Genomic DNA, 20,947 nt, shown 5'->3' with positions numbered 1-20,947 from the left:
GAATGGCGATGTCACAAGCCCCCGAACCCCGCAAAACGCTCGATCCTGATCAAGTGGCGTTCTGGCTGGCGCGTCATCCCGATTTTTTCGTCGGCCGTGAAGGGTTGCTGCAGCAGCTGCAGGTGCCCCATCCCCATATTGATGGGGCGGTGTCGCTGTTAGAACGCTTGGTTTTTGATCTGCGCAAGCGTGCTGAAACGGCGGAAGGCCGCCTAGAGCACTTGCTTGAGACCGCTCGCCATAACGAGTCCCAGTACCGTAGGCTGCGCGAAACGTTGATTGCGCTGGTGGAAGCGCAAGACCGCGATGCGCTGGCGCAAGCGCTGGCTACCCAATTGAGCGAGCGTTTTGAAACGCCTGCTATGGCGCTGTGGTGCCCTGCCACGCTAAGCGATACGGAGCCGGCGCCGCCCCAACCGCCCCGGCATGTGCTGGATCAGCATGCAAGCGCACGTTTGGCGGCGCTGTTAGATGGTCGTACCAGCCGCTGCGTGAAACTTAGCGTTAGTGATTGGAAATGTTTGTTGCCGCACGTTACAGCGCCTCGCAAAGCGGGTTCATGCGCCATTTCGCGCCTCTCGGCGGGAGATCCATTGGGTTATCTGCTGCTAGCCAGCCCCAGTCCCGACGCCTACCGGGCCAGCATGGACACGCTGTTTACCGAGTATTTAGGCGATATCGTTGCCCGGCTGCTGGTACGTCTAGGCGATCATGGTTGAAACGCTCCCTGCTGAAATAACCATAGCCAAGCGCGCCGAGGCATTTCTGGCCGCGCTGGCGACCCACGCAAGCCCTGCTACCGTAGAGGCTTATCGGCATGATCTGGCCGCGCTGTGTAAATTCACTGAGCGCCGCGAAGTAACCGATCCGACGGCGTTAGATACCGCGCTGTTAAGAACGTTTTTGGGCTCGGAACGCAGCCGAGGCCTGGCGCCTAGAAGCCTTGCCAGGCGTAGGGCGGCGCTTTCCCAGTTTGCCGACTATCTCGTTAAACAGGGCGTGCTGGTCGATAATCCCGTAGGTTTGCTACGTACGCCGAAACAGCCTAGCCACTTACCGCGTCCGGTCGATGTAGACGCCCTGGCGCGCTTTCTCGATACCCCTCACGACGGCTCGCCGTTGGGTATTCGGGATCAGGCCATTCTTGAGCTGTTTTACTCCAGTGGCCTGCGCTTGGCAGAGCTGGCGGCGCTTGATCTTGGTGACCTGCAAAACAGCCGAGTAAGAGTCATTGGCAAAGGCGGCAAGCCGCGTCAAGTACCGGTAGGGCGCCGCGCTCAACAGGCGCTTGCTGAGTGGCTGGGCTGCCGCTCAGCGCTCGCACCGATGAATGAGCTTGCGCTATTTGTAGGGCAGCGCGGCTCGCGTTTAGGCCATCGTGCTATTCAAAAACGCTTAGCGCAGCTATCGCTGGCTCGGGGCTTACCCGAGCACCTGCACCCTCACCGTTTGCGTCACTCCTTTGCCAGTCATCTGTTGGAATCAAGCCAGGATTTGCGCGCCGTGCAAGAGCTGCTCGGGCACGCCAACCTATCGACGACACAGATCTATACCCGGCTTGACTGGCAGCATCTTGCTACCAGCTACGATGCCGCGCATCCGCGTGCTAAACGCAATAGCCCAAGGAGCAAGCCATGACCACGCTGAAGGCGATTACTTTCGATCTAGACGATACGCTGTGGGATAACCATGGCGTGATGGCACGTACTGAAGAAGGGCACTACCGCTGGCTACTGGAAGCGCTTAACGCTTGGCGTGCTGCACGCCAGGAGCCTGCTCTAGGATTATCACCGGCAGGTGGCGGGAACGATTATCTTCAGCGCCGACAGCAGTTGGCTAAAGACGTACCGGAGCGGCGGGGCGATTTTACCTGGCTGCGGCTGCGCTCCCTGGAGGCACAGCTAGAAGCCACCGGTTTGCCGCGCAGTGCCGCGCTATTGTGGGCGGCGGCAGCGATGAATGAGTTCCATCGCCTGCGTGTTCAGGTGACGCCCCATCCTGAGGCAGCAGGGTTGCTGGCCGCGTTAACCGAGCGCTATCAACTGGCGGCAATCACCAACGGTAATATTCATTTGGCCCGCCAGCCACTGGCTGCTTACTTTCCTGTGGCGATTGCCGCAGGCGAATTATTAGCGCCTAAACCTGATCCCACGCCGTTTCTCACTGCGCTTTCGCGTTTAAACGTGGCCCCCGAATGCGCGATGCACGTGGGTGACTCGTGGCTGGAAGACATATTGCCCGCGCAGCAGCTGGGGATGCACGCCGTATGGGTGTCAGCGGCCACGGATCAAAAACTTCCCCCTCGGGTGCACCGCATTGCCCATATTAAAGAGCTACCCAGCGTGTTGGAGAGATTGGAAAACCAAGCTGTGGAAAGCCATCACTCTGGCGGCGTGTATAGCCACTGATTGAGTTTCTGTGACAGCGTATCGACCCCATCGCGCTTGAGTGAGGAGAATAGCTGTACGGAAACGAGATCTTCCCACTCTTTTAGGCGTGAACGCACTTTTTGTAGCGCAGCGTTGGCAGGCCCTTTCTTGAGCTTGTCTGACTTAGTCAGCAGAATATGCACCGGCATTTCGCGCTGATCGGCATAGTTAAGCATCATCTGGTCAAACTCGGTGAGCGGATGGCGTACGTCCATTAGCAGTACTAAACCGCGCAGGCTAAAGCGGTTGCGTAAGTACTCGGCCAGGTGTTTTTGCCACTCTAATTTGACTGATTCAGGCACCTTGGCGTAGCCATAGCCTGGCAGATCCACTAAGCGCCGCGCTTCATCGTTCATGACGCTAAAAAAGTTGATCAGCTGTGTACGGCCAGGGGTGCGCGAGGTGCGCGCCAGCGCAGTTTGCTGGGTTAACGCATTGATAGCGCTGGATTTGCCCGCGTTTGAGCGGCCAGCAAACGCCACCTCTGCACCGGTATCATCCGGGCAAAGCGCCAGGGTGGGAGCGCTGATAATAAAACGCGCCGTGGGGTAGTTCAGTCGAGAGACCGGGCTATCATGGGGGGTAGACATGGACTTAATCCTGGAAGACGAACATAAAAGCGGCCAGCTCGGCGCACTAATATCTCATTATTGCCTCACTATCACGTACAGTAGACAGCACGATAGCGAAGCATGATATAGAGAGCACAAAGCAGTACCGCGACGAATTACCCCTAAAGCAGACCAGGACTTGCATTCCCGCCGCCGAGGTGATTCGTTATAATGCAAGCGGTTTATATCTGCGACCTGGGGCGCTAGTGTACCATCGCGCTCTAGCCGACAGCGACCAACGCGATACGTTGTTCGTATTGGCGGAGCTAACCCTGGTAATTTATGGAGCCTGGGAAGCGCCCAGGGTGCGTACCAGTCAAACATAAAACGGCATAGTGGAATAGCAATGAGAAAGTTACTGGCAAGCCTAGCAATTACCATGGGCGCCGTTGGCACCGCCCACGCACAAACGGACTACCAAGCCGATGCTGACGCATCTGCCGGGCAAGAGATGGCGCAGACCTGTGCTGCCTGTCATGGAGCGCAGGGTATTAGTCCATCGGGTGCCTTCCCTCACTTGGCGGGGCAGCAAATGTCTTACCTCGCCAAACAGATCATGGATATTCGTGACGGTAACCGCATCGTGCCCGAAATGGCCGGTCAGGTAGACGACTACTCTGATCAGGATGCGTGGGATGCGGCGGCATTCTTTGCTGGCCAAGAGGCTAACCTGGGCCAAACTAACGACGAAGACGAAGAGCTGTTGGCGCGTGGTGAAGAGCTCTACCGCGCTGGCGATATGTCGAAGGGCATTCCAGCCTGTGCCGCTTGCCATACGCCGACTGGCGTGGGTATTGGCAGTGCCGTATATCCCGGTCTTTCGGGTCAGCATGCGGAGTATACCGTGGCAACGCTGCAGGACTTCGCATCGGGTGACCGTGCCAATAGCCCTAATAACGTGATGGGTGATATCGCTTCAAAAATGAGCGATGCCGATATGGAAGCTGTGGCTAACTATTTGTTAGGCCTTAACTAACGTTTTAAAGCGCAAATGCTTACCTATGCTGAACTTGGAACCTCATCTAGTGCTAACCGCGTGGGCTAGATGAGGGAACCCTTGGCAGTATTGCTGGTCTCAGCTTTCGCTTCCCAATGGAGAATTCACGCTATGTTTAAAACGCTAATGGTTGCGGTGGCCGGTTTAGGACTTTCTGTGGCGGTCAATGCCCAGGAACTGGTTGAGGGTCAGCACTATGAGCTGCTCCAATCGCCTGTAGAGACCCACGTTGAAGAGGGTCAGATTGAAGTCACCGAAGTGTTCTGGTTTGGCTGCCCGCACTGCTACCGGCTGCAAGAGCCGATTAATGCGTGGTATGAAACGCTGGAAGACGACGTTAGTGTAGAGCATATGCCTGCCACCATGGGGGGTGATTGGAATACCCATGCGACCGCTTTTTATGCGGCTGAATCGTTAGGCATTGGGGACGAACTGCACGCGGATTTCTTTAATGCTATTCATCAGGAAGATCGTTCGCTAACAGAGACTGATGATATCGCCGCCTTCTTCGCCGAGTATGGTGTGAGCGAAGAAGAAGCCAAACAGGCATTGACCGCTTTTAATGTGCGCAGTGATGTCAATAAGGCCAATAGCCGCATGCGTGAAATGCGTTTAATGGGCGTACCCGCCCTGGTGATTGATGGCCGCTTTGTGGTCACGCCTAGCACCGCCGGTAGCCTTGATAACATGCCGCAAATTGCGCAAGCGCTAGTTGAACAGGTGCGTGCAGAGCGCACGGAATAACCGTGTGGGAGGAAGTGAGGGAAAGTGATGAGCCCACGATGAAAGGCGTTGGATCCTCAACGACAAAGTCGTCGTTACTTGAGGGCGGACACCTGCGTCTGTTGACGTTTAACCTGCAAGTGGGCATCCAAACGTCGGCTTATCATCACTACCTCACTCGTAGTTGGCAGCATTTATTGCCCCATCCGCGGCGCCAGCATCGCCTTGATATGATGGGCGAAGTGCTCAGTCAATTTGATGTGGTGGGGTTGCAAGAGGTTGATGGCGGTAGCTTTCGTTCCAGCCGCGTGAACCAAGTGGAGTATCTTGCCACTAGAGCGGCATTTCCCCACCATTTTCAGCAGTTAAACCGAAACTTGGGGCGTATTGCTCAGCATAGTAATGGCCTGCTCTCGCGTTTAGTGCCCTGTAAAATTGAAGAGCACCGACTGCCAGGGGCAATGCCAGGGCGTGGCGCCATTCATGCGCGTTTCGGTGATGGCCCGGATGCGCTGCATATTTTTGTCGCTCACTTAGCGCTTAGTCATCGTGGCCGGGTACGGCAGTTGAATTATTTAAGTGAAATTATTCAACCGCTGCGCCATGTGGTGGTGATGGGCGACCTGAATTGTACGCCAGAGCAGTTGCATGCCCATGAACGGTTTTGTACCTCACTGCCGCTGCACCCAGTTAAACCACTGCTTAGCTACCCTTCCTGGCAGCCTCGCCGTGCGCTTGATCACATTCTACTGTCTCAGTCGCTGGAAGCTGCCGAAGTACGGGTGCTTGACCACCTTTTCTCTGACCATCTGCCAATTGCCTTGGATTTGCCGCTTCCAGCTGCTTGCCTGTTGGCGCTTGAAACGGCCAATACAAAGCAAAACTTATCCAAATAGCCGCGTTTTAAGCCGCTAAAGCAGATCTAATTGGTAGATGGGGATGACGTTCGGCCCAGAATCAGCGATGATTCTGGGCCGTTTTCTTTTCCAGGACATTTTACATGCGCTCCAATGCTCATGAGCCACGGTTACTGCGTTGGCTCGACTGCTTGACCGAGGGAGTGGGCCGGGCCATTGCCTGGCTAGTAGTCATCATGATGTTAGTGCAGTTTGCCATCGTGATAATGCGCTACGCCTTGGGTATACACAGCACCGTGATGCAAGAGTCGGTGATGTACATGCACGCGGCGGTGTTTATGCTGGGTGCCGCCTGGACGCTGCGCCATGACGGTCACGTTCGGGTCGATATCTTTTATCGTCGCTGGTCAGACCGCGGCCGGGCGTGGATCGATTTTTTAGGTACGCTTTTTCTACTTATTCCCGTATCGCTGTTTATTGCCATCAGCAGCTTTCGTTATGTCGCTACCAGCTGGGCCATTATGGAGCGCTCTCCTGATGGCGGCATCCCCGGCGTTTTCCTACTTAAAACGTTAATCCTAGTGATGGTTGGGCTGCTGCTGCTGCAGGCCGTTGCGCAGTTGATCCGCCAAGCGTTAATCATTCGTGGCAAGTTGCCCAGTTCATCCCCCGAGCATGAGGAGATCATCTAGTGCTGGCGTCCGTATTAGAATTTATGCCGCTGGTACTGTTTGCTGCGGTGTGTGTGGTACTCATGCTGGGTTACCCAGTGGCCCTGGCGTTGGCGGGCACAGCGCTGGCCTTTGCTGGGATAGGGCTAGCGTTGCAGTCCATGGGCATTCCTGTGCCGTTTGAATCACGCATGATGAGTGCTATGCCCAATCGGCTGTATGGCATCATGACCAACCAAACCCTTTTAGCGGTGCCGTTGTTTGTCTTGATGGGTGTGCTGCTAGAAAAATCGAGATTAGCGGAAGCGCTGTTGGATGCCATGGCCATGGCCCTTGGTGCATTGCGTGGTGGCCTGGGTATCTCCGTGGTATTGGTGGGTATGCTGCTGGCAGCTTCTACTGGGATTGTGGGAGCTACTGTTGTCACTATGGGGCTGCTGTCGTTGCCCACCATGCTTAAGCGCGGCTATTCACCGGCACTAGCGACAGGCACTATCTGCGCGACGGGCACGCTTGGGCAGATTATCCCCCCTTCGATTGCTCTGGTGCTGTTAGGCGATGTGCTTTCTACGGCCTATCAGCAGGCCCAGCTTTCGATGGGGGTATGGAGTCCGAAAACGCTTTCAGTGGGCGATCTGTTTATTGGTGCGCTAGTGCCGGGCCTACTGCTGGTCGTTGCCTATATCGTTTACTTGCTGATGGTTGCGTGGCTGAAACCAAGCGTGGCACCCGCAGCGGATCGTGAAGCACTTAAGGCCGAGCTTGGTCATACGGGGAGTATCTGGCCTCTGCTATTGAAGGGGCTAATACCCCCGGTTCTGTTAATTGTTGCGGTTCTTGGTTCGATTTTGGGCGGCTTTGCCACGCCGACGGAAGCGTCAGCAGTCGGTGCCTTCGGTGCACTACTGTTGGCTGCGGCCAACCGGCGGTTAAGTATCACCATGCTGCGTGAAGTGGTGCGCTCGACCGCCCAGGTCACCAGTATGGTGTTTTTGATTCTGATCGGTGCTGCGCTGTTTTCCCTGGTGTTTCGCGCCTATGGCGGTGAAGAGCTGGTAACGCACATGTTTGAAGCGATGCCGGGGGGCGTCATCGGCGCCACCATGGTGGTCATGCTGGTGATTTTCTTGCTTGGTTTTATTCTCGACTTTATTGAGATCACGTTCGTGGTGGTGCCCATTGTTGGGCCGGTATTGCTAGCCATGGGGATTGATCCGATCTGGCTGGGCATTATGATTGCCGTCAATCTACAAACATCGTTTTTAACGCCGCCTTTTGGTTTTGCACTGTTCTATTTGCGCGGTGTTACCCCACAAAGCGTGCCTACCTCGGCTATTTACCGTGGTGTGATACCCTTTATTATCATGCAGCTAGGCATGTTATTGGCGCTTGCACTGTTCCCTGAACTCGCCACTTGGCTACCGTCAGTGATGTAAGGGGGAAGTATGCAGCCTATTGCTAATGTGCTCACCATTGCAGGCTCTGATCCGTCCGGCGGCGCAGGTTTGCAAGGCGATTTAAAAACCTTCTCGGCGCTGGGTGTGTATGGCACCAACGTGATCACTGCGGTGATCGCCCAGAACACCTGTGGTGTGGCGTCGGTGTACCCGGTGTCGCCCCAGGCTATTCGCGAACAGTTAGAGCATTTGCTGGATGATGTGGCACTGGACGCGGTTAAAATCGGTATGGTCGCTAGCCGTGAAGTCGCTGAGGTCATTGCCGATGTGCTGCGCCAGCGCCGCCCGCGTTGGATTGTGCTCGACCCGGTGATGGTCGCCAAAAGCGGCGATATTCTAGTCAATGATGAAGGCATTCGAGCGGTACGCGATATTTTAGTGCCGCTGGCCGATGTGATAACGCCGAATCTACCGGAAGCGGCGGTGCTGCTTGATTCGCCATCGCCCACTAGTTTAGACGCTATGGAAGCCATGTTGCCGGGCTTAACGCAACTGGGAGCGCCCTATGTGGTGCTGAAAGGCGGCCATTTGCGCGGCGCTACCTGCCCTGATCTGCTGGCAACGCCAAGCGGCCATCAGTGGCTTCCCGCTTCGCGCATTGATACCAACAACCTGCACGGCACTGGCTGTGCGCTCTCTTCAGCGATTGCTGCCTGCCTGGCGAAGTTGCCTCTGGATGCAAGCATTGATGCGCCAACGGCCGCGATTAGCGATGCCAAGCAGTGGCTGCATTCAGCGTTAGAAGCCAGCGTGCGCCTAAATGTAGGTAAAGGACGCGGCCCGGTGCACCATTTTCACGCTTGGTGGTAATTTGGTGCTTGGTGGTAATTTGGCATAGTGCATTTAGACAGCAGGTAGCTTGCCAGAAAGCGTATTGCACACCATGCTAAGGAGTGTTTGCTTAACGGCTTGTAAGGCTGAGTTGCTCAGCCAAGGAGCGTTTCGCCATGCCCCGCACTCACTCACCAAGCACAATCCTATTTGCCACCGATCTCTCCGCTGAAAATCGTGCTGCCTTTGCCCGCGCCCTACGGCTAGCTTACGCCCAGGGCGTTCAGTTAGACGTACTGCACGTACTGGATCCGTATCTACCGCGGCATGTGCTGTTGGATGTAGAGCGCGCGGTGGTAGAAGATATCACCGCTACCTTGACGGACCTGCGCGAAGACTACGCTCTCGAAGCGCCGAAAACGTTAATTCAAACGGTGGCTGGCTCCCCCCATGTTGAGATTGTCCGTGAGGCCCACGAGCGCAATGCTGAACTGATTATTCTCGGCATGCATCGTAAACGTGGTCAGAAAGACCTGCTGGCGGGCACCACAGTAATGCGTGTGCTGCGCAGTGCCCCTTGCCCGGTGGTGGTTTCCTCTTATCAGCCAACCCAGTCCTGGCAGCATATTTTGGTGCCTATCGATTTTTCGCTGACCGCCCGGCATACCTTAAAAGAGGCCCTGATCCGCTTCCCCGAAGCGACGCTAACGCTACTGCACGCCTGGACCCTGCCCGGCGAACGTGAGCTTGGCTCGCAAGCCTATTACGCTCAGTGGCGTGAGCATGAAGTGCTACGTTTGCGTGAACAGTTGACCAGCGAAGTTGATAGCCTGATGCGCGAGCTAGATGGTGTACCTGACATTGAGCTGGTGCTAGAACAGGGAGCACCCTGCGAAGTGCTGCAAGCCTATATGAAACGCCACACACCAGACCTTGTGATGATCGGCAGTCGTGGTCAGCTTCATCACACCAGCCAAGTAACCGAAATGCTACTTAGTGAACCCCACTGCGATCTTATGCTATGCCGTGCGTGGTGAAGATAATAAGTATTTCCTTAGGCTATTTTCTGGGTAAATCGGACTGCATCTCACTTAGCTGCATGCAAAGCGGGAGTTAGCCTTTGAATAGGAAAAATCGGCCTAGCAGCGCTACACTGGCGATTTGTTAGCGCAGGAGTGGCACCTTGAAAGCATTGATTCAACGGGTGAAGCGCGCAAGCGTGGAAGTGGAAGGTGAATTGGTCGGTAGCATCGATCACGGGCTGCTGGCACTGATAGGGGTTGAGAAACACGATGACGCGACCACAGTGGAAAAGCTGCTGTATAAACTGCTCCACTACCGTGTGTTTAGCGACGCTGACGGCAAAATGAATCAAAACCTGCAGCAGGTTAACGGTGGGCTGCTGCTCGTCTCCCAGTTCACCCTCGCCGCAGATACCCGCAAAGGGCTACGGCCGAGTTTTTCAAGCGCTGCCCCTCCGGCCCAGGGTGAAGAACTGTTCGAGCTATTGGTTACCCAAGTGCGTGCTGCGTGGCCGAACGTGGCCACCGGTGAGTTTGGCGCCGATATGCAGGTGGCGCTGGTCAACGATGGCCCGGTCACGTTTTTGCTGGAAAGCTAGTGGGGCCTTGCGAGGTCTAGCTAACCTCTTCTTCGCTGGCCAGTAGCTCAGCTTCCATTGTCTCTAGTGCTTCTTCGGCGCTGAGCCACTGCCGTTCTGATTCCTCCAGGCGCGCTTTAATCTCCGCTTGTTGGCTAAGCGTCTTGGTCAGTTCGGCTTTACGTGCGCTGTCGGTGTAGAGCGCAGGATCAGCCAGCACTTGTTCTACATTCTCCAACTCCTGCTGGGCCTTTTCCATGGCCTTTTCGGCTTGGTCGCGCTGTTTTTTCAGCGGGCGTAACTTTTCGCGCAGTTCGGCGGCCGCTTTACGGGATGCTTTGCGCGCTTCGCGGCTATCTCCACTGGGCTGCTGGCTCTGGCGTTCCGCTTTTTCGCCGCGTGAGTCACGACGGCTCTCTTCCAGGCGCGCTTTAAGCCATATCCGATAGTCCTCTAAATCACCATCAAAAGGCTCCACCCGGTTATCGGCGACGCGCCAGAATTCATCTACCGTGGCTCGCAATAAGTGGCGGTCGTGAGAGACCAGAATAACGGTGCCTTCGAAACTTGCCAGCGCCTGGGTCAGCGCCTCGCGCATCTCTAAGTCCAGATGGTTGGTGGGCTCATCAAGCAACAGCAAATTGGGTTTCTGCCAGGCAACTAGCGCTAGGGCTAAGCGGGCTTTTTCACCGCCAGAGAAGCTCGCCACTTGGCCAAAGGCGTCGTCGCCCTTAAAGCCAAAGCCACCCAGGAAATTGCGGATATCCTGATCGCTAGCGGTGGGAGAAAGGCGCTGAACGTGCACAAATGGGGTCGATGAAATGTCCAGGCTCTCTAACTGATGCTGTGCAAAGTAGCCAATCGCCAAGTGTTCGCCGGGCACACGCTTGCCATTCAGTAGCTCAAGCTCGCCGGTAAGCGACTTAATTAACGTCGATTTACCTGCGCCATTGGGACCTAGCAGGCCAATACGGCTACCAGGAAGCAGCGTGATGTTGACCTTGTCCAGTTGCACATTATCGCTGCTCTCTGCGTCACCCACGCTGCCAGCTTTACCGCGATAGCCAAGCTGGGCTTGATCTAGCACCAGCAGCGGGCGCGAGGTTTTTTCAGCGGCAGGCAAGGTAAAGTGGAAGGGGGAATCAACGTGAGCAACAGCGATATCCTCCATCCGCTCAAGCATTTTGACCCGGCTCTGTGCCTGCTTGGCTTTGGTTGCCTGAGCCTTAAAGCGGGCGATGAAGCGCTCAATCTCTTCCCGGCGTGCCTGCTGTTTGGCAGCTTCGGCCTGCTGCAAGGCAAGCTTTTCGGCACGCGTACGTTCAAACTGTGAGTAATTGCCGCGGTAAAGCTCCAGCTTTTGATGATGCATATGCACGATGTGATCGCACACTGCGTCCAAAAAATCGCGGTCGTGAGAAATAAGCAGCAGGGTGCCGGGGTAGCGGGTTAACCACTGCTCTAGCCACAGTAAGGCATCCAGATCCAAGTGGTTGGTAGGCTCATCCAGCAGCAGTAGATCGGAGGGCATAAACAGCGTGCGGGCAAGATTGACTCGCATCCGCCAACCACCCGAAAAGGCAGAAAGCGGGCGGGTGAGGTCTGTCTGCACAAAGCCCAGTCCCACCAGCAGCTGTGCCGCACGTGACTCTGCGCGATAGCCATCCAGGGTTTCGATTAAGCCATGCAGTTCAGCCTCCCGGTGGGCTTCCCCCGCTTCACGGGCAGCCAGCAAGTCGGCCTCCGCTTGGCGCAGCGCGATATCGCCATCCAGTACATACTCAATAATGGGGCGGTCAAGAGCGTCTACTTCCTGGGCCATGTGCGCAATGCGCTGGCCGCCGCTCATCTCAACATCGCCCTGGTCGGGCCCAAGCTCGCCCAGCAATAGTTTAAACAGGCTCGACTTGCCGGCGCCGTTTGCCCCGATAATGCCGGCCTTGACCCCGTTATTTAGGGTAACGTCCGCGTTGTCGAGTAGCGTTTGCGTGCCGCGTTGCAGGGCGACTTGGCGCAGTGCGATCATGCCTTCTCCCGAAAAAAGTGGGTCATACGATGCGAGATTCAATTGCGCTTGATTCTACCCGATTGCAGCGGCTACAGCAGATATCACTGTGGGATTTTGCACTTTCGCTGTACGCCATGCCGGGCGTTGAGGCTGCATGTCTGACGCTGCAAGATGAGAACGACGTGGATGTGTGTGAGTTGCTGTTTCACTGTTGGCTCTATTCCTGCGGCTTGGAAGTGATCGCAGCAAAGGTGATGACGATACGCAGGGAGCGTTGCCAATGGCAGCAGCACGTAACAGAGGTATTGCGCGGATTACGCCGTGATTTAAAAGCCTCAGCGGCTGCCAGTGAGTCAGTTGCAACACTGCGCCAGACGATCAAACAAGCTGAGCTAATGGCCGAGCGTGAGAACCTTCAACGTTGGCAAGGGTGGATTTTGACATCCCTAAACAGTGAGCAAAAACTAAGAAATAGAGATGAAAAAACGCCAAACGCCGCGATATGGTTGCGAAAACAGCTGTTTATAACCGATGAAGAGGGTGTGGCTAAAGAAGCTAGCAAAATGCCAGCAGCGTCACTTCAGGCACTGCAAACGGTTGCTTGCCAGCTTGACCCTCACCAAGTAGCGCGCTAGCCTGAAATCAGGCTAATTTTAAGCTGACTTTAAAAAATCAAGCATTATTGGGTTCACCGCGAGTAGCCAAGTGTGGCATGGCTGCCTGCTAGCAACACCGTTAGTAACAACAGGCTAGTAACAACAGTTAGCGAACATCTGTTAGGGTAAAACGATAGCAAAATAGCAGTGTGGCGTTGAGAAGCGCATAAGCTGAACTGGTTTATAAAGCTAGATTTTAAAACAGGCTGATTTTTCGAAACAGGTAGTTGCGCTGGTACTGGGCATTTACCAACCCAAGGGGAACATCGCATGAAGTCAAGCAAGTTCGTTTCTACTCGCTCCGTAACGACAAAACTAATGACGACGGCTACCGTTAGCGCGCTGTTAGTAGGCATGTCGAGTGCTGCCTATGCAGATAACTGGCGTTATGCCCACGAAGAGTATGAAGGCGATGTGCAAGATGTTTTCGCCATAGCGTTTAAAGAGCACGTAGAAGAAAACTCAGACCATACCGTTCAGGTTTATCGCTTTGGTGAGCTGGGTGAGTCTGACGACATTATGGAGCAGACCCAGGCGGGTATTCTTCAGTTTGTTAACCAATCCCCAGGCTTTACCGGCGCGTTGATCCCTGAAGCACAGATCTTCTTTGTGCCTTACCTACTGCCGACTGATCCTGACACCGTCGTTGAGTTTTTCAACACCAGTACCGCGATCAACGAAACCTTCCCTGAGCTATACGCTGAGCAAGGCCTTGAACTGCTGAAGATGTACCCGGAAGGCGAAATGGTGCTGACGCTTGATGAGCCGATCACGACGCCGGAAGAGTTACGTGGTAAAAACATTCGTACCATGACCAACCCGCTGTTGGCTGAAACGTATAGCGCCTTCGGCGCCAGCCCGACTCCGCTACCTTGGGGCGAAGTTTACGGTGGCCTGCAAACTAACATCCTTCAAGGTCAGGAAAACCCGATTTTCTGGATCGAGTCTGGCGGTCTGTATGAAGTATCGCCTAACCTGATCTTTACTGGTCATGGCTGGTTCACAACGGCGATGATGGCCAACCAGGACTTCTTCGACGGTTTATCTGAAGAAGATCAGGAGCTGGTTCGCGAAGCGACAGAAGCTGCTTATGAGCACACTCTTGAGCACATCTCAGGCCTAGCGGATGAGTCGCTAGCTAAAATTGAAGAAGCGTCTGATGATGTGACGGTGACACGTTTGAACGAAGAGCAGATTCAAGCTTTCCGTGACCGTGCCCCACAAGTAGAAGAGCGCTTTATTGAGATGACCGGTGAGCGCGGTACTGCCTTGCTGGAACAGTTCAAGCAAGATCTAGAAGCCGTTACTAACGAGTAAGGTATCGCTTGCTGAAGGGTTGATGATTAAAGGGGTAGCCACAGGCTGCCCCTTTTTCGTTCAAGGCGAAGCTCTAATGACAAATACTTCGGCTAATCAGCGTTGAATGGTCATTAATCGTTACTGGTTAGAGTGTTAAGAAACGTAGCAGTGGAAAGTGATTGTGCAAAATGCTGCCACGCGTGATGCGGGTAGTGAAGACGTATGGGGAACCTAAAGGAGCAATTGCGATGGATATGAGCGAAGACGATATTGCGGAAAAAAACTATCGCTCGATGCTGCCTGGACCATTGGGCGTGCTAGACACCTGGATTAGCAAAGCGGAAGGGATCATTTTAGCGGGCGGGATTATCCTTATGGCGATTAACACGATGGCGAACGTCATCGGGCGCTTTGCGTTTGGGGAAAGCCTGCACTTCTCTGAAGAGGTTAATCGCATGCTGATTGTACTCGTCACCTTTGCGGGTATCGGCTATGCCGCGCGGCATGGGCGGCACATTCGCATGTCAGCTATCTATGATGCTTTGCCAACCGGTGGCCGCCGCTGGTTAATGATATTGATATGCCTGTTTACTGCGTTAGTGATGTTTACGCTTTGCTACTACTCCGTCCATTACATGCTGACAGTAATGGGACGCGGGCGCAGCCTACCCTCCACCGGTATACCTGCGTGGTGGATGTATCTCTGGGTGCCGGTAGGGTTCGCTATTACGGGTATTCAATATTTGTTGACGGCCTATACCAATGTGATCTCGCGGGATGTCTATCTCTCGACACATGTGGTGGATGGCTATAAAGATACTGAAACAGAAGTCTAAGCAGCGAGGAAACCACTCATGACGGCGACTATAATTACGATCATGATCGTGCTGCTGCTACTTGGCTTCCCGATGATGATCCCCTTGATGACCGCGGCTTTCGTCGGCTTCTTTATGAGCTTTGGCGGTCTGGGGCAGATGGAAACGTTAATCCAGCAGATGATGCGAGGCATTAGCCCCACCTCACTCATTGCAGTCCCGATGTTTATTCTTGCCGCCGATATTATGACGCGCGGGCAGTCGGCTAGCCGCTTAATTGATATGGTGATGACGTTTGTCGGCCATATTAAGGGCGGGCTAGCAGTAAGTACGGCTGTTTCATGTACGCTATTTGGTGCGGTGTCTGGCTCGACACAAGCAACCGTGGTCGCTGTGGGGTCTCCCTTGCGCCCACGAATGCTGAAGGCGGGCTATAAAGACTCGTTCACCCTGGCTTTGATTATCAATTCTAGCGATATCGCATTTTTAATTCCGCCGAGTATCGGCATGATTATTTATGGGGTTATTTCCCAAACCTCGATAGCTGAGCTGTTTATTGCCGGTATTGGGCCAGGCTTGTTAATTTTATTGATGTTTTCGGCTTATAGCGTGATGTATGCCATTATTAATAAAGTGCCTACAGAGCCTAAAGCTTCGTGGAAAGCGCGGGCCGTGGCGGTTCAGAAAGCGCTATGGCCATTGGGTTTTCCGGTGCTTATTGTGGGCGGTATCTATGGTGGCGTATTCAGCCCTACGGAAGCTGCCGCGGCCTGTGTACTCTACGCCATCTTCCTTGAGTTCATTGTTTTCCGCTCATTGAAATTTCCTGATATATACACGATTGCGAAATCAACCGGCTTGATTACCGCCGTGGTGTTTATTTTGGTGGCCGCGGGTAATGGTTTTTCCTGGATCATCTCGTTTGCACAAATTCCACAGGCAATACTTGAGGCAGTGGGCATTAATGAAGCAGGGCCATTGGGTGTCTTAATCGCTATTTCGGTCGCCTTCTTTGTTGCCTGTATGTTCGTTGACCCCATTGTGGTGATTTTGGTGCTGACCCCAATCTTTGCGCCAGCGATTGCCGCTTCGGGGCTTGATCCTGTACTGGTGGGCGTGCTGATCACTCTGCAAGTTGCCATAGGCTCGGCGACGCCGCCCTTTGGCTGCGATATATTCACCGCCATCGCGATTTTCAAGCGCCCCTATTGGGAAGTGATCCGTGGCACCCCGCCGTTCATTTTTATGCTGGTAGCGGCGGCAGGGTTAATCATCGCTTTCCCGCAAATTGCGCTGTTCCTGCGTGACGTTGCTTTCCGCTAAACAGCCATAAGGAGAACGCGAATGTTTAATCGCATTTTAGTCCCCGTCGATGGCTCAACCGGCGCGCTAAAGGCGCTGGAGAAAGCGGTGGGTTTGCATATGCTAACCGGTGCGGAGCTTTATCTACTGTGTGTGTTTAAACACCACAGTCTGCTAGAAGCGTCGCTTTCGATGGTACGGCCGAGCCAGTTAGATATACCTGACGATGCGCTGAAAGAGTACGCTACCGAAATCGCTGTTCACGCTAAATCCCAGGCAGTAGAGATGGGAGCTGACGCCTTAAGCGTGCGTGCTTTTGTAAAAGGGGGCCGTCCCTCGCGGATCATTGTACGTTTCGCCCGTAAGCGGGAGTGCGACCTGATTGTTATCGGCGCCCAGGGTACCAACGGTGAGAAAAACCCACTGCTGGGCAGCGTCTCCCAGCGAGTGGCTGGCGCTGCGCACTGCCCAACGTTAGTGGTATAAATCTGCTAAACCTCTCGATAATAATGTGGTCTTATGAACACCCACCTCCCTTAAGATGCAGCCAAGGGCGGTGGGTGTTAGTCTGTGAGTAACACTGATTGGCGTTCGGCGCCGCTATAAAAAGGATCTTTTATGAAACTACTGCTCTCCACAACGGCTCTGACCGGTTTGCTTTTGGTAGCCCCTTTTGCAGCGGCAGCGCCAGAAACGGATGAACAGCGCTTAGCTTACAGCTTGGGCGTTACCCTCGGTGAAAGCATGCAAGCTGACATCGAAGATCTTGATTTAGAAGCGTTTAATGAGGGCATGAGTGACGTTTTTGAAGGCAACGAACTCGCCCTTACGGAGGAAGAGATGACGGAAGCGCTGATGGCTTTCCAAGAGCGCTCCATGCAAGCGCGCGAAGCCGAAGCGGAAGAGATGGCGCAGATGAATCTCGAAGAGGGCGAAGCCTTTTTAGCTGAGAACGCTGAGCGCGAAGACGTCACGGTGACAGAGTCAGGCTTGCAATATGAAGTGCTTGAGTCAGGTGATGGCGCAACGCCTGGCCCAGATGACACAGTTGAAGTGAACTATGAAGGTATGCTGTTAGACGGCACCGTATTTGATAGCTCATTTGAACGCGGCGAGTCTGTTAGCTTCCAGACCAACCAAGTGATCGAAGGCTGGCAGGAAGCACTGCAATTGATGAGCGTTGGTGACAGCTGGATGCTCTATATCCCAGCAGAGCTCGCCTATGGTGAAGCTGGTCAAGGCCCGATTGGTCCAAATGAAATGCTGACTTTCCGCGTCGAATTGCTGGGCGTCGAATAAACTATGCGTTTAGCCCTTCCCGCTGCGCACCACTCAATGGCTTATTTGCTGTTATGTATCGGTGTGAGTGCACCGTTAGTTGCTCATGCCGAAACAGTCGAGCCTGAAGAGTTACCCGCATTAGGTGCTGCTGTTGATCAGACAAGTGTTGTCGGGCTGTCATCAGGCGGCTATATGGCCAATCAGATGGCGGTTGCCTGGCCGGAGCGCTTTAGCGGCGTAGGCGTGCTGTCAGCGGGGCCATGGGGCTGTGCGCAAGGTTCGCTAAGCTTGGCGCTTAATCAATGCATGATGACTCGCCGGGGCGCGCCTTCGCTGGTTGAGCTGGAAGGGCGCCACAGCCGTTATAGTGCGCTTGAGCAGGTGGGCAGTGCTGAGGCACTGAGCCAGCTCAGGGTGTTTGTCTGGCATGGCGAGGAGGATGAGGTAGTTGAGCCTGAGTTGGGTGAACTTCTAGCAGAGCAGTGGGAACAGTGGCTGGCGTCACCCGAGCAATTACGCGTTGCGCGCAGTGAAGATACCGGGCATGGCTGGCCAGTGCGCTTACCTGACGCATCAACACCAACGCCGCAAGAGTGGGGAAATTGCCGACAGGGCGGCGGTAGTTATGTGCTTGCCTGTGATGAAGACCTGGCTGGTGAAATGCTTGATTGGCTCTATCCTGAGCGTGAAGTATCAGGCGGCAGTGTAGAGGACGGCATGCTCACCGCTTTTGACCAATCTGAGTTTGCGGTCAAGGGCTTGGCCGACACGGGCTATGTGTTTATTCCTGAAGGCTGCGAAGCAGGGGATTGTCCGGTAACGGTGGCACTTCACGGCTGCCAAATGAGCCAAGAAGCGATCGGCGATACATTCGTGCGCCACACTGGCTTGAATAGTTGGGCGGCGTCTCACCAGCAAATTGTGCTGTATCCGCAGACGGAAAACAGCATGGCGAATCCGCAGGGTTGCTGGGACTGGTGGGGGTTTGCAGAAAGCACTTGGCAATTAAGCCCTCTGCACGATACACGTGAAGGGACTCAAATCAGTGCACTCATGGCAATGCTTGATCGTTTGCAGGAAGCCCCTGAAAGCGATTAACCACCAAGTTCGTGCTCTAATGCTGATATTAAACCGTGGGGCGTGGGTGAGTAGAGTACTCGCTGAAGGACATCACCCTCACGGTTGACCAGAAACAGTGTCGCGCTGTGATCAATGGTGTACTCCATGGCTGAATCAGGCGCATCCACACGCCGCCAAATCACGCCATAACGTGAAGCGACTTCCTCAACCTGCGCTTGACTGCCCACCACACCAATAAACTCGTCGCCGAAGAAGTTCATGTACTCCTGCATACGCTCAATGGTATCGCGTTCTGGATCCACCGTGATCATTACGGGCACTACACGGTCGCTCTGCTCATCGGATAGCTGCGCCAGCGCTTGGCGCTTCACCGCTTGTGTCATCGGGCAGACATCCGGGCAGTAGGTATAGCCAAACGACACCACTGCCACTTGATTCTCTTCTAGCTGGGTCAGGGAAAAATCACCCTGCGTAGAGGGAAGCTCAATGGGCCCCCCGGCAATGCCGTTGTCATCAGGCGCCATCGCATATTGATAGAGGCCAACGCCGCTGACCACAATCAGTACAGCGGCTAAGCCAGCGCCTAGCCATAACGGTTTACTTGCCATATGCGTTAACTCCTAATGACGTCAAAGTCGAACCAACTGCCCACTTTGCCTTCTGCGGTTTCCAGTATGACACGAGCACGCCAAGGCATAACATTTTGCGTGCAAATACCCACCTGACCCTGGCCCTGAAAGTGACCTGGTGAGCTGGCAGTCAGCCCAAAGCGGTGTAAGCCTAAATCCATATCTCGGCCAACAAAATCAACGTCTACCTTGGTCGCCTCAACCCCATCTATCTCAACTTCTAATGGTAATATCTCTAATGCATCAATTCGGCCGCTGGCTTGAACGTGCAGCGTAATTCGGCCTTTATCGCCTAGCGTGGCTGAGCAGGGGGCAGTGTGCAAGTCGCAGTTTGCTGTTGGTGGAAACCATGTCACATCGCTGTCGCGGTGCAACCAATGGGCAAAGGCATACCACGCGCAGGCGGCCAGCGCTAAGCCGGTAACCAATATCAATACCCTTAATACGGGAAAGGCCGCAGGGTGTGCAGGTTTTGACATCATCTTCATGGCAGAATAATCACTACGCAAGCCGTGAGGCGGGGTGTAAACGCCATGTTAACAGTAATCGAGCCGATATCGCTGTGCTGGGATGTCGCAGGCAAAAGGGATGCAAATGGAGAGTATCACCGGCGCCTTAGGCCCATTATTCTTGTTGATCTTACTGGGGGCCGCATTTGGCTACTGGCGTTGGCCCAGCGACACCTTCTGGCCGCAAATGGAGCGGCTAATTTACTTTGTGCTGTTTCCAGCGATGCTAGTAGGCACCTTGGCCACGGCCGACGTAAGTCAAGTGCCGGTGGGCCGTTTGGCGTTAGTGCTGCTCGGCGCGATGGCGCTGTTTGGCATGCTGTTATGGCGCTTGCGAGATTGGCTAAGATTGTCACCCGCTGCATTTACATCCGTTTTTCAGGGGGCGGTGCGTTTTAATACCTATGTGGGCGTAGCCGGCGCCGCTGCCCTACACGGCAGCCTAGGTGCCACCACCGCGGCGGTGGCTGTGGCACTGATGGTGCCAGTGGTGAACGTTATGTGTGTAGCAAGCTTTGTTGCCGCGGGTACTTTAGGCGGCGCCAGTATAGGTAAAAGCGCCATGGCATTAGTCAAAAACCCGCTGATTCTGGGCTGCTTAGCGGGTATTGGCTTGAATCTTTCGGGTGTTGGTTTGCCGGGCTGGAGCCAGGATACGGTTGAGCTACTGGGACGCGCGGCTTTGCCGCTTGGCTTGGTGGCCGTTGGCGTGGCGCTACGCCCGGCAGCGTTATTACGGGTAGACCGCGGTGTACTGGCCACTAACAGCGTAAAACTGTTGCTGATGCCCGCGCTGGTGCTGGTACTCGCCTGGGTCTTGCAGCTGGACCCAGTGAGTCGTGATGTGGCACTACTGTTTGCTGCGCTACCGACCGCTACGTCGGCGTATATTTTAGCCCGTCAGCTAGGTGGCGACGCCGAACTCATGGCGGCCATTATTACCGGTCAGACGTTGTTGGCAATGCTTACTTTGCCTCTCTGGTTACGACTAATTAGCTGAACCGAGGACAGTGGAAAAATCTAAATAAAAAATATTCGTATTTGTATTGACGGGGTAAATGAGAATGATTATAGTGTGATTGTCAGCGTTTAATGAGTCGCTGACAACCAAGACAGCTGTTGATTTAAGAATCAGCGCCAGTTTACTGTCATGGTTTCTCCCTCTCATTGCTAGTCACGGTCTTTTTGCCGCTCCATTGGAGCGGCTTTCTTTTTTGTGCGATCGCTATTTCGCAAGACCCCCACTTATTGT

At 54.4% G+C, this 20,947-nt stretch carries 23 protein-coding genes; 19 read left to right on the top strand and 4 right to left on the bottom strand.

Features of this window, described 5'->3' with window-relative positions:
- Window positions 1-8: 8 nt before the first annotated feature.
- From ACQKE4_RS03955 to ACQKE4_RS03945, 3 genes are read left to right on the top strand one after another with little or no spacing between them, the layout of a single operon-like run.
- Window positions 9-719: a DUF484 family protein gene (locus ACQKE4_RS03955; protein ID WP_427386999.1), complete on the top strand. Its 711-nt coding sequence runs from the start codon at window positions 9-11 to the stop codon at window positions 717-719.
- Window positions 712-1,638, top strand: a complete 927-nt coding sequence (locus tag ACQKE4_RS03950) for a tyrosine recombinase XerC (RefSeq protein WP_427386998.1) — start codon at window positions 712-714, stop codon at window positions 1,636-1,638. Before ACQKE4_RS03955 ends, ACQKE4_RS03950 begins: the two co-directional genes overlap by 8 nt.
- The gene (locus ACQKE4_RS03945) at window positions 1,635-2,408 is read left to right on the top strand and encodes an HAD family hydrolase (protein WP_427386997.1); all 774 of its coding nucleotides are present in this window, start codon (window positions 1,635-1,637) and stop codon (window positions 2,406-2,408) included. The genes ACQKE4_RS03950 and ACQKE4_RS03945 overlap by 4 nt, the downstream gene beginning before the upstream one ends.
- Here ACQKE4_RS03945 and yihA read toward each other — a convergent pair.
- Window positions 2,381-3,019, bottom strand: coding sequence for a ribosome biogenesis GTP-binding protein YihA/YsxC (gene yihA, locus ACQKE4_RS03940; protein WP_427386996.1), 639 nt, complete (start codon window positions 3,017-3,019; stop codon window positions 2,381-2,383). The two genes, ACQKE4_RS03945 and yihA, sit on opposite strands and share 28 nt — an antisense overlap.
- Before the next feature lie 367 nt (window positions 3,020-3,386).
- Between yihA and ACQKE4_RS03935 the strand changes: the two genes are divergently transcribed.
- From ACQKE4_RS03935 to dtd, 8 genes are all read left to right on the top strand, one after another.
- The gene (locus ACQKE4_RS03935) at window positions 3,387-4,016 is read left to right on the top strand and encodes a c-type cytochrome (protein WP_427386995.1); all 630 of its coding nucleotides are present in this window, start codon (window positions 3,387-3,389) and stop codon (window positions 4,014-4,016) included.
- A 132-nt stretch (window positions 4,017-4,148) separates the two neighbouring features.
- Window positions 4,149-4,781, top strand: a complete 633-nt coding sequence (locus ACQKE4_RS03930) for a thiol:disulfide interchange protein DsbA/DsbL (RefSeq protein ID WP_427386994.1) — start codon at window positions 4,149-4,151, stop codon at window positions 4,779-4,781.
- Window positions 4,782-4,819: 38 nt separating this feature from the next.
- Entirely contained in the window at window positions 4,820-5,656 is an 837-nt protein-coding gene (locus tag ACQKE4_RS03925; protein WP_427386993.1) for an endonuclease/exonuclease/phosphatase family protein, read from the top strand.
- Window positions 5,657-5,760: 104 nt separating this feature from the next.
- Window positions 5,761-6,309 (top strand): TRAP transporter small permease subunit, encoded by a 549-nt coding sequence (locus ACQKE4_RS03920; protein ID WP_290837722.1) that lies wholly within the window; start codon window positions 5,761-5,763, stop codon window positions 6,307-6,309.
- Window positions 6,309-7,724 carry a TRAP transporter large permease gene (locus tag ACQKE4_RS03915; protein ID WP_427386992.1) on the top strand — a complete coding sequence of 472 codons (1,416 nt, stop codon included), beginning with the start codon at window positions 6,309-6,311 and terminating at the stop codon, window positions 7,722-7,724. The genes ACQKE4_RS03920 and ACQKE4_RS03915 overlap by 1 nt, the downstream gene beginning before the upstream one ends.
- A 9-nt stretch (window positions 7,725-7,733) precedes the next feature.
- The gene (gene thiD, locus ACQKE4_RS03910) at window positions 7,734-8,555 is read left to right on the top strand and encodes a bifunctional hydroxymethylpyrimidine kinase/phosphomethylpyrimidine kinase (RefSeq protein WP_427386991.1); all 822 of its coding nucleotides are present in this window, start codon (window positions 7,734-7,736) and stop codon (window positions 8,553-8,555) included.
- A 137-nt stretch (window positions 8,556-8,692) separates the two neighbouring features.
- Window positions 8,693-9,553 (top strand): universal stress protein, encoded by an 861-nt coding sequence (locus ACQKE4_RS03905; RefSeq protein WP_427386990.1) that lies wholly within the window; start codon window positions 8,693-8,695, stop codon window positions 9,551-9,553.
- A gap of 146 nt (window positions 9,554-9,699) precedes the next feature.
- Complete coding sequence (dtd, locus tag ACQKE4_RS03900) at window positions 9,700-10,137, top strand: D-aminoacyl-tRNA deacylase (RefSeq protein WP_427386989.1); 438 nt, start codon at window positions 9,700-9,702, stop codon at window positions 10,135-10,137.
- Between the two features lie 16 nt (window positions 10,138-10,153).
- Here dtd and ACQKE4_RS03895 read toward each other — a convergent pair whose 3' ends face one another.
- On the bottom strand, window positions 10,154-12,142 hold the full coding sequence (locus ACQKE4_RS03895) for an ATP-binding cassette domain-containing protein (protein WP_427386988.1): 1,989 nt from the start codon (window positions 12,140-12,142) through the stop codon (window positions 10,154-10,156).
- 29 nt (window positions 12,143-12,171) lie between these two features.
- Here ACQKE4_RS03895 and ACQKE4_RS03890 point away from each other — a divergent pair, with 29 nt between their 5' ends.
- From ACQKE4_RS03890 to ACQKE4_RS03860, 7 genes are all read left to right on the top strand, one after another.
- Entirely contained in the window at window positions 12,172-12,759 is a 588-nt protein-coding gene (locus ACQKE4_RS03890; RefSeq protein ID WP_427386987.1) for a TIGR02444 family protein, read from the top strand.
- Between the two features lie 291 nt (window positions 12,760-13,050).
- Window positions 13,051-14,097 carry a TRAP transporter substrate-binding protein DctP gene (dctP, locus tag ACQKE4_RS03885; RefSeq protein ID WP_290837708.1) on the top strand — a complete coding sequence of 349 codons (1,047 nt, stop codon included), beginning with the start codon at window positions 13,051-13,053 and terminating at the stop codon, window positions 14,095-14,097.
- Window positions 14,098-14,327: 230 nt separating this feature from the next.
- Window positions 14,328-14,915 (top strand): TRAP transporter small permease, encoded by a 588-nt coding sequence (locus ACQKE4_RS03880; protein WP_427386986.1) that lies wholly within the window; start codon window positions 14,328-14,330, stop codon window positions 14,913-14,915.
- 18 nt (window positions 14,916-14,933) lie between these two features.
- Window positions 14,934-16,217 (top strand): TRAP transporter large permease, encoded by a 1,284-nt coding sequence (locus ACQKE4_RS03875; protein ID WP_427386985.1) that lies wholly within the window; start codon window positions 14,934-14,936, stop codon window positions 16,215-16,217.
- A gap of 21 nt (window positions 16,218-16,238) precedes the next feature.
- Window positions 16,239-16,682 (top strand): universal stress protein, encoded by a 444-nt coding sequence (locus ACQKE4_RS03870; protein WP_290837702.1) that lies wholly within the window; start codon window positions 16,239-16,241, stop codon window positions 16,680-16,682.
- Window positions 16,683-16,814: 132 nt separating this feature from the next.
- A complete protein-coding gene (locus tag ACQKE4_RS03865) occupies window positions 16,815-17,495 on the top strand; it encodes an FKBP-type peptidyl-prolyl cis-trans isomerase (RefSeq protein ID WP_427386984.1) in 681 nt (226 codons plus the stop codon).
- 3 nt (window positions 17,496-17,498) lie between these two features.
- Window positions 17,499-18,575, top strand: a complete 1,077-nt coding sequence (locus tag ACQKE4_RS03860) for an extracellular catalytic domain type 2 short-chain-length polyhydroxyalkanoate depolymerase (RefSeq protein WP_427386983.1) — start codon at window positions 17,499-17,501, stop codon at window positions 18,573-18,575.
- On the opposite strand, the gene ACQKE4_RS03855 is transcribed toward ACQKE4_RS03860, so the two are convergent.
- Together ACQKE4_RS03855 and ACQKE4_RS03850 are read right to left on the bottom strand one after the other, a co-directional pair.
- Window positions 18,572-19,165, bottom strand: coding sequence for an SCO family protein (locus tag ACQKE4_RS03855; RefSeq protein ID WP_427386982.1), 594 nt, complete (start codon window positions 19,163-19,165; stop codon window positions 18,572-18,574). The two genes, ACQKE4_RS03860 and ACQKE4_RS03855, sit on opposite strands and share 4 nt — an antisense overlap.
- Window positions 19,166-19,170: 5 nt before the next feature.
- A complete protein-coding gene (locus tag ACQKE4_RS03850; protein WP_427386981.1) occupies window positions 19,171-19,674 on the bottom strand; it encodes a hypothetical protein in 504 nt (167 codons plus the stop codon).
- A gap of 106 nt (window positions 19,675-19,780) precedes the next feature.
- Between ACQKE4_RS03850 and ACQKE4_RS03845 the strand changes: the two genes are divergently transcribed.
- Window positions 19,781-20,695 (top strand): AEC family transporter, encoded by a 915-nt coding sequence (locus tag ACQKE4_RS03845; protein ID WP_427386980.1) that lies wholly within the window; start codon window positions 19,781-19,783, stop codon window positions 20,693-20,695.
- Window positions 20,696-20,947 lie beyond the last annotated feature (252 nt).

The sequence above is a fragment of the Halomonas sp. NPDC076908 genome (genome assembly GCF_050269715.1).
GTDB lineage: Bacteria > Pseudomonadota > Gammaproteobacteria > Pseudomonadales > Halomonadaceae > Vreelandella.
The sequence above is the reverse complement of the archived record's forward strand: the minus strand, read 5'-3'. Positions and strand labels throughout refer to the sequence as shown.

Excerpts from the sequence above, each read along its gene's own strand:
- ACQKE4_RS03955 (WP_427386999.1), top strand. The coding sequence starts at position 9 with ATGTCACAAGCCCCCGAACCCCGCAAAACGCTCGATCCTGATCAAGTG.
- ACQKE4_RS03845 (WP_427386980.1), top strand. The coding sequence starts at position 19,781 with ATGGAGAGTATCACCGGCGCCTTAGGCCCATTATTCTTGTTGATCTTA.
- ACQKE4_RS03895 (WP_427386988.1), bottom strand. The coding sequence starts at position 12,142 with ATGATCGCACTGCGCCAAGTCGCCCTGCAACGCGGCACGCAAACGCTA.
- dctP (WP_290837708.1), top strand. The coding sequence starts at position 13,051 with ATGAAGTCAAGCAAGTTCGTTTCTACTCGCTCCGTAACGACAAAACTA.
- ACQKE4_RS03945 (WP_427386997.1), top strand. The coding sequence starts at position 1,635 with ATGACCACGCTGAAGGCGATTACTTTCGATCTAGACGATACGCTGTGG.
- ACQKE4_RS03860 (WP_427386983.1), top strand. The coding sequence starts at position 17,499 with ATGCGTTTAGCCCTTCCCGCTGCGCACCACTCAATGGCTTATTTGCTG.
- thiD (WP_427386991.1), top strand. The coding sequence starts at position 7,734 with ATGCAGCCTATTGCTAATGTGCTCACCATTGCAGGCTCTGATCCGTCC.
- yihA (WP_427386996.1), bottom strand. The coding sequence starts at position 3,019 with ATGTCTACCCCCCATGATAGCCCGGTCTCTCGACTGAACTACCCCACG.
- ACQKE4_RS03870 (WP_290837702.1), top strand. The coding sequence starts at position 16,239 with ATGTTTAATCGCATTTTAGTCCCCGTCGATGGCTCAACCGGCGCGCTA.
- ACQKE4_RS03930 (WP_427386994.1), top strand. The coding sequence starts at position 4,149 with ATGTTTAAAACGCTAATGGTTGCGGTGGCCGGTTTAGGACTTTCTGTG.
- ACQKE4_RS03935 (WP_427386995.1), top strand. The coding sequence starts at position 3,387 with ATGAGAAAGTTACTGGCAAGCCTAGCAATTACCATGGGCGCCGTTGGC.
- ACQKE4_RS03920 (WP_290837722.1), top strand. The coding sequence starts at position 5,761 with ATGCGCTCCAATGCTCATGAGCCACGGTTACTGCGTTGGCTCGACTGC.
- ACQKE4_RS03850 (WP_427386981.1), bottom strand. The coding sequence starts at position 19,674 with ATGAAGATGATGTCAAAACCTGCACACCCTGCGGCCTTTCCCGTATTA.
- ACQKE4_RS03865 (WP_427386984.1), top strand. The coding sequence starts at position 16,815 with ATGAAACTACTGCTCTCCACAACGGCTCTGACCGGTTTGCTTTTGGTA.
- ACQKE4_RS03925 (WP_427386993.1), top strand. The coding sequence starts at position 4,820 with ATGAAAGGCGTTGGATCCTCAACGACAAAGTCGTCGTTACTTGAGGGC.
- ACQKE4_RS03880 (WP_427386986.1), top strand. The coding sequence starts at position 14,328 with ATGGATATGAGCGAAGACGATATTGCGGAAAAAAACTATCGCTCGATG.
- ACQKE4_RS03875 (WP_427386985.1), top strand. The coding sequence starts at position 14,934 with ATGACGGCGACTATAATTACGATCATGATCGTGCTGCTGCTACTTGGC.
- ACQKE4_RS03905 (WP_427386990.1), top strand. The coding sequence starts at position 8,693 with ATGCCCCGCACTCACTCACCAAGCACAATCCTATTTGCCACCGATCTC.
- ACQKE4_RS03890 (WP_427386987.1), top strand. The coding sequence starts at position 12,172 with ATGCGAGATTCAATTGCGCTTGATTCTACCCGATTGCAGCGGCTACAG.
- ACQKE4_RS03950 (WP_427386998.1), top strand. The coding sequence starts at position 712 with ATGGTTGAAACGCTCCCTGCTGAAATAACCATAGCCAAGCGCGCCGAG.
- ACQKE4_RS03855 (WP_427386982.1), bottom strand. The coding sequence starts at position 19,165 with ATGGCAAGTAAACCGTTATGGCTAGGCGCTGGCTTAGCCGCTGTACTG.